The organism is Brucella pituitosa, from assembly GCF_003049685.1.
Lineage (GTDB): Bacteria > Pseudomonadota > Alphaproteobacteria > Rhizobiales > Rhizobiaceae > Brucella > Brucella pituitosa.
Window position 1 is genome coordinate 1,573,058 of the sequence record NZ_PYSY02000001.1, and the last position, 11,651, is coordinate 1,584,708.

An 11,651-nucleotide genomic window follows, 5' to 3' on the forward strand; every position below is an offset into this window, starting at 1 on the left:
CTGATATTCGGCCCCATTGCTCCGAGACAGTGTACCTGCCCCCTTTTCATGATCATTTATAAAGCTTCAAAACTGAACTGCAACTGAACGACATGTTCATAAATTACACCCGTTTATTCAGACCTTGTCATCATGTTCCGGCTTTTCAGCCTTTTCAGGCTCTGCTGGCTTTTCCTTCCGCGTTTTTGCTGCGCGTGAGACATCCTTATTAACCAGCTCCGAAAGCTTCTCGATTTCAGAAACACCAAGTACGAGATCGGTTGAGGACGAAGCGAGCTGGATACCTTCCGCGTGGAATCGCTCTACAATCTGGAATCGCAGCTCGTTTTTGATACCACCAGTCGATGTAATATCAGCAACATGCGCATAGACATCGAAAATCATCAGCGAGTCAGTCATGCTCTGAAACGCAACGAACGGCTCCGGATTCTTCAAGATCGACGGATGGCTGCGGATGATTTCAAGCAGCAAAGAGTGAACGCGACGCGGCTCATCCGTATAGGCTGCCTGCACATTGATATCGATGCGGCCAAGCTTGTTGCGAAGCGTCCAGTTACCGACATTGCCATTGATAAGCGTGGAATTGGGAACCACAATCGATTGCTTCTGAAACGTCTCAACTTCCGTCGCGCGAACACTGATCTTTTTGACGATACCGCTGACGGTTCCCGCCTCAACCCAGTCACCAACCTTGAATGGCCGCTCAGCGAGCAGAATCAGACCGGAAACAAAGTTCTGGACGATATTCTGAAGACCAAAACCGATACCAAGTGACAGACCGCCGGCAATCAGTGCCAGGCTGGAAAGATTGAAGCCAGCCGCAGACACCGCGACAAGTGCTGCAAGAACCAAACCGACATAGCCGATCACTGTACGGATCGAATTGCGCACGCCTGAGTCGACGCGCCCGCGCGCCATGACGCTATTGTCGAGCCAGTTCTGGAACCAGCGCGTCATCAGATAAACAAGAACGAAAAGTGCTATACCCGTCAGTATCCCCATCAGCGAGATGGAAATATTTCCGATCTGAAAGCCCGTCATCAGATTGTAGAATGTGCTTTTCAGCTCCGACCACTGGAAACCGAACTGCATAAGCACAAGCGGTATGCCGACCAATGCCACGACAAAATTGATCAGAATGCCAACCGCAAGCCCGATCTGGTCGAGAGTCGCTTCATCAAAATGAAAGCGGTCACGCATCACGCGCCCAATCGGGCTGGAAGCGAAAGCCTGTTCTTCCGAAATCGCCCGTCCCGTCAGAAAGCCGAGATACATCGTGACAAGGAACGCGCCGGTTACGACAATCTGCTGCGCCGCAAAACGCGCAAGACCGATAAAGCCGAAACCTGCCGCAAAGATCGGCAAAAGCCCGATAATAATCAGGAAAATCCGAAATGCTTTAGGCCAGGGACGGACGCCCTCTTCACCGTTTCTCTCAATAGGCTTCAACAACGCGATGATTAATATCAAAACGCCGATTACTACGGTTGAGAGCAGGCTTTTCGCCATTGTCAGCGAAAGCGGTGAAGAAAGGATCTGATTGACTTTGCCGAAGAACGAGTCGAGCCCGTTGATCAGCGCCATACCCGTAATCAGCCAGACAAGAACCCGTCCCGGACGGGGGGCAACAGGCACCAGTCGCCACGCGGGCGTGTAGGGGCTGATACAGGCAAATGCGAGCCGGCTGATGAAGAAAACAATGCCCAGAACGATAAAGAGCGACTGTAAAAGCGCTGCAATATCGGGCCTTAAGACATTGAAGTAGTTAAGAAAGAAATATGTTGTGGCAAGGAAAACCCCAACCGCGCCCGATGGGATAGCTGTTGACCAGAAAGCCACGGACAAGCGGCTCAGATAGGACGGTGCTTCAATTGTCGGATCACGCTCATAAAGAGAACCGAGCATACGGCGCGCGCCAAGCTGGATGATCAGTGCTGCAACGAATGCGAAAAAGGCCGCTGCAAGAAACGAGTTCAGCTTGAAAGTGAAAACGAAGCGCCACCACGACTTCACGACACTCCATAGCGAAACCATCTGGTCGCCTGCGGCCGATGTCACTTCCGATCCAAGCGTCAGGTCGAGGCTGACGCGCTGTGACAGCGTCTGTGTGAACAAATCACGGCGCATATTGCCGATTCTTGCCGACATTTGATTGACTGAAAGCGATGCGTCTTCGGTTTCGCCAATGACCGCATTGATTTCTGCCTTTTCAGCAGCCAATCGCGCACGCTCTTCTGCGACAATAGTTGGCTCTGCCGGTTGATCGCCCGAAGGGGCTGCACCCAATTGTTCAAGGCGCGTGTTGATTTCGGTCAGACGCGGACGAAACGCTACACCGGCATCAAGCAGCTTCTTGGAAAGGCTATCAAGCTGCAGCTTGAGATTGGCCAGCGTTTCATCGCTGGTTGCAGACTTCTGCAACTGATCGTTGATGGTTTTGGTTTGTTGCTTGAGATCGTTGATAATCGGCTTTTGCTGCTGCACCACGCTTGATACGGGCGCGCTATTCGTAGCAGGTGCAGGAGCGGTAGGAACGGCCGTTCCCGCTGGCGCAGCTGGGGCTGGCGCCACTTGCGCGGCAGCAGGCTGAGCAGGTTTGCTATCCTGAGCAAACGAACCATCCAGCGCTCCAAGCGACACAGCAAAACTGGTCATTGCAAATGCAATGGCGCGGAACGTCGGTAAATATGCCAATTTGAACTCTGCCAATTTCACGATCACTGTTTCAACATAAAGCGCGTTAAAGCGGAAACAACCCCTACAACATTGGTCTGAAAATCGAAATCGGTTTTATAATCGAGCGTGCCCAGACGAGGATGGATCTGTTTTTCCGCACCGGAGATTCAAAACCATGTCGACCCGCTTCATTCTCACCAACAAGCGAAACACGACAGAAATAGATTCCAATTTGTGAATCGATGCTGTAGGTGTCAACGCTAAGTACCGATAAGATGACGAACTTTTCCTATCGGGCTTTGCATAAAATCGAATAACTAGAGCGGGTTAGACCATTGAGAGAACCGCTCTGGCACTGGCTAATTTCTGCGGAACGACTGTAGAGGAAAGTCCGAGCGTTTTGATTAAGGGCATGAACAACAGGGATCAGCACACTGATCGTCATCGTCAGCATGGTTTCATGCTGTTTGTGACGTGCGTCCTGTCGTTTGCAGCCTTTATGTTTGCTGTGGACCTTTCTGCACTCGGTGACGAAGCCTGCCGCAACACACCTAAAAACATGGCCGCACAACAGGTCGCGGATGCACCTGCAATACCGGCTCGTCAGCAATCGACGCCTGCACCCCAGCCAATGCGCGCGGTCCTTGCCGAGGCAGTTGCTGCAAAAATCAAAGCGACTTATCCTGACGGAAATGGCGCTGGCCTTTCGGCATCGCCAAATGAACTGGCCTTCTTCGACACAAAGCATGTCGAAGCCGCAAGCGCCACCAGGTTTCTGAGGCTTTCGCGAAGCACTTATGCTTCGGTTCGTGCGCCACCATTGCGCGCCTGAAAGACCATCTTTGAGACTGGCACTGCCAGTCCTGAATCACTTACGAAGAAATGTGCTTTAAGCTTTTGTATTTGATACGAAATTTGAAGTACTCAATATCCGGAATTTCAACTCATGCGTACTTCTAAATGGGTCGCTGTGCTTTATGGCCTGATCGTTCTGATCGGTGTCATTATCGCCTTGCCCAACTTCTTCACACAGCAGCACCTCGACGCGTTGCCGTCATGGTTCCCCAAACGACAGGTTACGCTCGGTCTCGACTTGCGTGGCGGCTCTTATCTCGTTCTCGAAGTGGACGCGGCTACTCTCAAGAAAGATCGCCTGCGCTCCTTGCTCGATGACGCACGCAGCAAGCTGCGCACCGAGCGCATTCAACCGCAATCGATCCGCGCTGTCGGTGATGCTGTTATTGTGAGCATCCCGGATGCCGATCAGCGTGCAAAGGCCGACATTGCGCTGCGCACTCTGATTTCGCAGGTCAATACCAGCGGCTTCGGTACAGCGATCAACGATATCGACGTCACTTCCAGTGACAATCAGATTCGTCTGACGCTGACAGAAGCGGGCTTCAACTATCGTCTGGACTCGGCTCTTCAGCAGAGCCTTGAAATCATCCGCCAGCGTGTAGATCAGGTCGGCGTTGCCGAACCATCGATTCAGCGCGTCGGTTCCGATCGTATCGTTGTTCAGCTTCCAGGCCTTCAGGACCCGGCGCAGCTTCGTCAGCTTCTCGGAAGTACCGCGAAGATGAGCTTCCACATGGTAGCGGACGCCAATCCGAACGATGCGCCGCCTCCGGGTGTCAGCATCCTGCCGGATTCCAAAGATCCGAACATCAAATACCCTATTGAGGATCAGATCGCCCTCTCCGGCGAGCGCCTGACTGATGCCCGCGCTGGCTTTGATCAGCGTACCAATGAGCCAATCGTCTCGTTCCGTTTCGACAGCCTCGGCGCACGTCAGTTCGCGGATATTACGACCAAGAACGTCAATCGTCCTTTTGCTATCGTTCTTGACGGCAAGGTGCTGAGCGCACCGGTCATTCGTGAGCCAATCACGGGTGGTAACGGCCAAATCAGCGGCAGCTTCACAGTTCAGGACAGTGTTGTGCTTTCGGCACTCTTGCGCGCAGGTGCCCTGCCTGCTCCGCTAACCGTTATCGAAGAACGTACAGTTGGACCGGATCTTGGCGGCGACGCCATCAAGATGGGTCTTGTTACGGGTATCATCGGTTTCGTTCTTGTAGCCGTCTTCATCCAGCTCCTCTACGGGGTCTGGGGTACGATTGCCAACGTCGCACTTCTGCTGCACACCTTGTTGACCTTCTCCGCGTTGAGCCTTATCGGAGCGACGCTTACATTGCCGGGTATCGCTGGTATCATTCTCGGCATCGGCATCGCGGTTGATGCGAACATTCTCATTAACGAACGTATTCGCGAAGAAACGCGAAGAGGCTTGGGCGCCATGGCCGCCCTCGACAAGGGCTTCCACGCGGCTTTCTCGACCATCGTGGACGCGAATGTTACCTCGCTGATCTCTACCCTGTTGCTCTTTACATTTGGTACAGGTCCGGTACGCGGTTTCGCGATCACCATGATGCTCGGTATTGCAATCTCCATGTTCACCGACGTCACACTCGTCCGCATGGCGATGGCCTGGTACGTTCGTAAGCGTAAGCTGAAAGTACTCATCATTGAGCCATTCCTGAAATTCGTTCCAGAAAAGACGAATATCAGCTTCATGAACGCGCGCTTTGTCGGCATTGGTGTTTCGATCGTTCTGTCGATCCTGTCGATAGGTCTGTTCTTCAAGCCGGGCCTCAATTATGGCATCGACTTCAAGGGCGGCATTCAGGCTGAAATCGTTACATCACAGCCTGCCGATCTGGGGCAATTGCGTGAGAAACTTGCTACATTGGGATTAGGTGAAGTTGCCCTCCAATCAGCAGGTAGCCCAAATGATGTCCTGATCCGTATCCAGCGTCAGGATGGTGGTGAGGAAGCGCAGACGGTTGCCGTCAACAAAATGCGCGAAGCCGTGACTGAACTTGATGCTGGCGTAAAGATCGAACGCACAGAAGTAGTCGGACCGAAGGTTTCCGGCGAACTTGCTCGCTCCGGCTTCATCGCCGTCGTGCTTTCGGCGCTCGGTATGCTCATCTATCTTTGGTGGCGCTTTGAGTGGTTCTTTGCGATGGGCGCGATCATCACGCTTATCCTCGACACTACAAAAATGGTTGGGTTCTTCGCGCTGTTCCAGCTCGACTTCAACCTGACGGCCATCGCAGCACTTCTGACCGCTATCGGTTACTCGGTAAACGATAAGGTCGTGGTTTATGACCGCATGCGTGAAAACATGCGTCTTTATAAATCGAAGCCACTGCGCGAGATTGTCGATATGAGTATCAATCAGGTGCTCGTCCGCTGTATCTACACATCGGTCACGACATTCCTGTGTATGCTTCCAATGGCCATCTGGGGCGGCAGCGCCGTTCACAATTTTGCCGTGCCGATGCTGTTCGGTATCTTCATTGCGACCTCGTCGTCGATCTTCATTGCGGCACCTATCCTGCTTCTGTTGGGTAACTGGTGGCAGCACCGCCAGGAAGCGCACAAGGCGCTTGAAGACACTGCGGCAGCGCAGAAGTAATCTCATTGCCGGGCATGGTTTCGACCATGCCCGGCTTTCCATAAAAATTTTATAAGACTGAAGAATGGGAAGGCACCCCTATGCCCCATGACACGCCTTTAATTGCGACAATCGTCATTGGGTTATGTCTGGCCTTCATTTTCGGCACCATTGCCACCCGTCTTAAAATCTCTCCCCTCGTCGGCTATCTGCTTGCTGGTGTCATTGCTGGTCCGCATACGCCCGGTTTCGTCGCCGATCAGGAACTCATTCTCCAACTGGCTGAAATCGGCGTTATTCTGCTGATGTTCGGCGTTGGTCTTCACTTCTCCCTTAAAGATCTTCTCTCAGTGAAAGCCATTGCGGTTCCCGGCGCGCTGGCGCAAATTGCGACAGCAGCAGCATTGGGCACAGCCCTTGGCCTGGCGCTTGGTTGGGATGTGAAAGCCGGGCTGGTTTTTGGTCTTGCACTCTCGACCGCAAGTACAGTGGTACTTTTGCGCGCGATGCAGGATCTTCGTCTCATCGATACTGAGCGGGGGCGCATCGCCGTTGGTTGGCTGATTGTCGAAGATCTGGCCATGGTCATGGCGCTGGTTCTTTTGCCTGCGCTTGCAAGCATCGGCGGCCAGACCGACCACGCCGCAGCAAGCGATCCAATCGTCGAATGGCTCGGCCTCGGTATTGGCGGTATCATTCTTTTCACTATCGCAAAGGTGGCCGTTTTTGTGGCGCTTATGCTGGTAGTTGGACGCAAGGTAATTCCATGGGTCTTGAACGTTATTGTTCAGACTGGCTCACGCGAACTTTTCCGACTGGGTGTTCTTGCCATTGCGCTCGGTGTCGCGTTCGGTGCGGCCCATCTGTTTGGCGTATCTTTCGCACTTGGTGCGTTTTTCGCGGGCATGGTTATGAGCGAGTCCGAGCTCAGTCATCGGGCTGCAGAAGAATCCCTGCCGCTGCGTGATGCTTTCGCGGTTCTGTTCTTCATTTCCGTGGGTATGTTGTTTGATCCGATGAGCCTCATCCGCGATCCCCTGCCCCTGATTGCAACCCTCGCCATCATTTTGGTTGGAAAATCAGTCGCTGCGTTTTTCATCGTCCGCGCTTTTCGCCGACCGGTCGGCACTGCTCTGACCATTTCGGCAAGCCTCGCACAGATCGGCGAATTTTCGTTCATTCTGGCCGGGCTCGGTGTCAGCCTCAATCTGCTACCACCCGAGGGTCGTGATTTGATTCTCGCCGGCGCAATCCTGTCCATCTTCCTCAATCCAGTCATGTTCATCGTCGCTGAACGGATGCGACCATGGATTGAGAAGCGTATGGGCAGCGGCATAACCTCGGCAGAATTGAACGAAACAAATGTGGACGTATCTGAACCTGCACCGTTGCCGCTGACTGGTCTCAAACAACACACGATCATTGTCGGCTATGGCCAAATCGGCAAGCGTGTGGCCGCAAACCTTCAGGAAAAGCACATGCCTTTCCTCATCATCGAAGACGCGCCCAAGATTTATTTCAGATTGAAAGAAATCGGCATTGAAGCTATTGCGGGTAATGCCTCTGATGCTGAAATATGGAAAGCAGCGAATCCTGAGGAAGCAATCAATCTTGTGATTGCTATACCAAATGCATTTGAAGCGGGGCGTGCTACATCGCTCGCCCGTGCGGCGAACCCAAGCTTGCGCATCATTGTGCGTGCCTGTTCGCCAGCTGAAGCACAATATCTGCACGATCTTGGTGCAGATTCCGTCATTCTTGGCGAAGCGGAAATCGCGGGTGCCATGGAGAGAGCAATTAAAAATGAGAAGCGGAGCGAGAGCGTTCAGGCACCTCACGCACCATTCGAACCCTCGGTTGAAGCTAAAGCAACCTGAAGGTTCAGAACGATAGAAGAGCAAAAGGGGAAAACATGCGAATTGAATGTGCGGTGGCCACTTAATGAAATTCAAGGATTATATCTGGCCGGTAATAGGCATCTGCGCAGTCGTTATTTCGGCATGGCTTCTCTATCGGGAATTGCGCAGCATCTCTCTCGATGACGTTCTGGACAGTCTTTATGCGATCCGCGCTCATCATTGGTTGCTTGCAACCGCTGCAGCACTTCTCGCTTATAGCTCGCTTGCAGGCTACGACCGCATCGCGCTTCTTCACCTGCGCCGCAAAATATCCTGGCTCTTCATCGCACTTTGTTCGTTTACGACCTACGCATTGTCGCACAATATCGGTGCATCAGTCGTCTCCGGCGCTGTTGTCCGCTACCGCGCTTATTCCTCGCAAGGTATGCCGGGCAGTGAAATTGCGGTACTGATTGCCTTCTGCTCATTCACATTTATTCTTGGTGTGATCATAACCTCCAGCATCGTCCTATTGCTGGAACCGCATATTCTCATGCGGTTCAATGCCGATCTCACGCCGACAGTATCGATTGTCATTGCGCTGTTGATGCTGGCTTTCATTCTTCTCTATATATTCGGTAGCTGGTTACAGCTGCGCCCATTGCAGATCGGTAAGTTTCGTCTGGAATATCCGCGCCTGCCAGTTGTGACCCAACAACTCATCGTGGCTCCCCTCGAACTTATCGGCGCTGCTGGCATTATTTACTTCGCGCTTCCCGAAGCAGGCAATCCCGGCTTCCTGATCATTCTCGGCATCTTTCTCGTCTCGTTTTCAGCAGCCCTTATATCGCACGCACCTGGCGGGCTGGGCGTTCTCGAACTGGTATTCCTGACCGGTTTGCCGGATATGGATCAGGCTGACGTTCTGGCAGCTCTTATCGTCTTCCGCCTACTCTACCTTCTGATACCATTCGCCATATCGCTGATCGTAGTTCTGGTTTTCGAGAAGTCACAATTCGTTCTCCGCTGGAACGACAAGCAAAAGAAATAGCGCCTGAGGGGCGGGTATAATTTTCACTTACCCGCCTCAAATTGAATTAATCTTCCTTAAAATGGCATCAAACAGCCCTTATCTTGGAAATTGCTTCGCATACCCTCCCGATGCAGAGCGAAACCAGCCTCCCAAGGCTTTTGCCAAGAGGAACTAACGCATGCCTGCGACATTGATCATCCCCGGTTACAAGGGATCGGAAGCAGGCCACTGGCAGCGCCAATGGTTGCATGACGATCCGTCAGCAGTGCTCGTCGAACAGGACGACTGGCACTATCCGGTGCTATCCGACTGGATGCACGCGCTCGAAGCCAAACTCGCCGAAAACCCCGGCGCAGTTCTGGTCGCCCACAGTCTTGGTTGTATTCTTGTATCGCATCTCGCAAGCCGTCCGGCTGCGGCTCACGTTGCAGGCGCTCTTCTGGTCGCACCAGCAGACGTTGAAACCATGGCCCGCAGAGACAGCCGCTTTGCGAGTTTCGCTCCCCTGCCGCGTCATGAGCTGGCTTTCCCGTCGATCGTCGTTGCGAGCCGCAATGACAATTACATGAGCTTCGCCAAGGCAGAAGCGCTCGCAAATGTCTGGGGTTCAGGCTTCGTTGATGTTGGCCATGCCGGACACATCAATGTGGAAAGCGGTTTCAGCCGCTGGCCGGAAGGCTCAATCCTCGCCTCTTCGCTTCACCGCGAGCCCATAACAAACACGCTCTCCCAAGCAGCGTGACCGCGAACCGCCCGTGACAACTAGAGCATTTCCAGCAAAAGTGCGAAGCGGTTTTGCGTCGGATAATGCTAAAAAACAAAGAGATAGAGCATTTCTAATGATTCAAGAAAAACAGAAAATGCTCTAGTTTTAAAGTGTTAGAGCGACCTTTGGGCGTCCAATAGGACGCCCGGCGCTCTAGAGAACGGGTGGTTTCTTTTTAGCTATGCTGCTTGCGTTCAAGCCAAATCTTAAGAACGAGCGTCAGAAGCGCAATGCCCGCCAGTGTTGAAGCGGCAGCAAACGCGCCGGCAACATTATAGTCGTTGAACAGAAGCTCGACCTGCAGCGGTAGCGTGTTGGTCTTCCCGCGAATAGCGCCCGATACAACCGACACGGCGCCAAATTCGCCCATGACACGCGCATTGCAAAGCACAGCGCCATAGAGCAGCGCCCATTTGATATTGGGCAGCGTGACATAGAAAAATGTCTGCCACGCGTTGGCGCCAAGCGTAAGCGCCGCCTCTTCCTCATCGCTGCCCTGCACTTCCATCAGCGGAATGAGTTCGCGCGCCACGAATGGCGATGTCACGAACAGGCTCACCAGAAAGATCGCCGGAACCGTGAACATGATCTTCACATCATAGGATTCGAGCAGCGGCCCAAGCAGCCCCTGCGAACCATAGAGGAAGAGATAGGTCACGCCGGCAACGATCGGTGAAACAGAGAACGGGATTTCGACGAAGGTGATCAGCAACCTGCGGCCCGGGAAGCGGAACTTCGTGACGAGCCATGCAACGCAGACACCGAACGCCATATTGATCGGCACGACCACAATTGCGGTCAGAATAGTAAGCCAAATGGCATGCAGCGTATCGGGTTTGAGGATTTCGCCGAAAAAGACACCAACGCCTTTGCTGAAAGCATAGGAGAAAATAAGTGCCAGCGGCGCACCAATACAAATGATCGACAGAATGGTCGCAAGCCAGATCAGCAGGTTGCGCACTGGTCCGGGCGCATTGCGCGCCTGCAGGCTCGCACTAACGGTCTGCATAACGAAGCTGCCTTGCCTGAATGAGATTGGTCACGAGAAGCATGAAGAACGCCATCAGCAACATGACGGAGGCCAACGCTGCGGCGGCAGGATAGTCATATTCGTCAAGTCGGATAAAGACGAGCAGCGACGTCACTTCTGTTTCAAAGGGCAGATTGCCGGAGATGAAAACAATTGATCCGAACTCGCCCAGACTGCGCGCAAATGACAGCGACGCGCCAGCCAGAAAAGCTGGGAAAATGGTTGGCCAGATGATGTGTGAAAATATCTGCCACGGACTGGCGCCCAAACTGCGGGCGGCCTCTTCTACATCCGCACTCATGTCTTCCAGCACCGGCTGTACTGTACGGATGACAAAAGGAATGCTGGTGAAGAACATCGCGATCATGATGCCGAGCGGCGCATAAGCAACCTTGATACCCAACGGCTCCAAATAGCGCCCGAACCAGCCATTCGGCGCAAACAATGTCACCAGCGCCAAACCGGCAATTGCAGTCGGAAGCGCAAATGGCAGATCAACTGCTGCATCGATCAATCGCTTGCCCGGAAACTGATAGCGCGACAACACCCAAGCTAACAGCAAGCCAAACAGTCCGTTGAAAATCGTGGCAACGGCGGCGGCACTTAACGTTATGCGATAGGTTGCCAGTGCGCGATCCGATGTGACGATGGTCCAGAAATCCGTCCAGCCAAGGCTTGCAGTTTTAAGGATCATTGCCAGAAGAGGCAGGGCTACGATGATAGCCAGATAAAGCAAAGTGCAGCCAAGGGTTAGGCCGAACCCCGGCAGCACCGAATTGCGTTTCATGCTCAGAAGCGACACTGGATTTTTCCAAAAGAAAGGCGAGAGCTGGGTGCTCTCGCCAGGT

At 53.2% G+C, this 11,651-nt stretch carries 8 protein-coding genes; 5 read left to right on the forward strand and 3 right to left on the reverse strand.

The window, feature by feature from the left end; genetic code table 11:
• Positions 1-117: 117 nt before the first annotated feature.
• Positions 118-2,655: a mechanosensitive ion channel domain-containing protein gene (locus C9380_RS07790; protein ID WP_374844402.1), complete on the reverse strand. Its 2,538-nt coding sequence runs from the start codon at positions 2,653-2,655 to the stop codon at positions 118-120.
• Positions 2,656-3,088: 433 nt separating this feature from the next.
• Between C9380_RS07790 and C9380_RS07795 the strand changes: the two genes are divergently transcribed.
• From C9380_RS07795 to C9380_RS07815, 5 genes are all read left to right on the forward strand, one after another.
• Positions 3,089-3,508, forward strand: coding sequence for a hypothetical protein (locus C9380_RS07795; RefSeq protein WP_024898907.1), 420 nt, complete (start codon positions 3,089-3,091; stop codon positions 3,506-3,508).
• 114 nt (positions 3,509-3,622) lie between these two features.
• Positions 3,623-6,157: a protein translocase subunit SecD gene (gene secD, locus C9380_RS07800; protein ID WP_128093325.1), complete on the forward strand. Its 2,535-nt coding sequence runs from the start codon at positions 3,623-3,625 to the stop codon at positions 6,155-6,157.
• A gap of 80 nt (positions 6,158-6,237) precedes the next feature.
• Positions 6,238-8,013, forward strand: coding sequence for a cation:proton antiporter domain-containing protein (locus tag C9380_RS07805; RefSeq protein ID WP_128093326.1), 1,776 nt, complete (start codon positions 6,238-6,240; stop codon positions 8,011-8,013).
• Positions 8,014-8,077: 64 nt separating this feature from the next.
• Positions 8,078-9,025: a lysylphosphatidylglycerol synthase domain-containing protein gene (locus C9380_RS07810; protein ID WP_024898904.1), complete on the forward strand. Its 948-nt coding sequence runs from the start codon at positions 8,078-8,080 to the stop codon at positions 9,023-9,025.
• Positions 9,026-9,185: 160 nt separating this feature from the next.
• Entirely contained in the window at positions 9,186-9,749 is a 564-nt protein-coding gene (locus C9380_RS07815) for an alpha/beta hydrolase (protein ID WP_100558814.1), read from the forward strand.
• Positions 9,750-9,948: 199 nt separating this feature from the next.
• Here the strand turns inward: C9380_RS07815 and cysW are convergent, their stop codons facing one another.
• Positions 9,949-10,782 (reverse strand): sulfate ABC transporter permease subunit CysW, encoded by an 834-nt coding sequence (gene cysW, locus C9380_RS07820; protein ID WP_024898902.1) that lies wholly within the window; start codon positions 10,780-10,782, stop codon positions 9,949-9,951.
• Positions 10,769-11,590 carry a sulfate ABC transporter permease subunit CysT gene (cysT, locus tag C9380_RS07825; RefSeq protein ID WP_024898901.1) on the reverse strand — a complete coding sequence of 274 codons (822 nt, stop codon included), beginning with the start codon at positions 11,588-11,590 and terminating at the stop codon, positions 10,769-10,771. Before cysT ends, cysW begins: the two co-directional genes overlap by 14 nt.
• Positions 11,591-11,651: the final 61 nt, after the last annotated feature.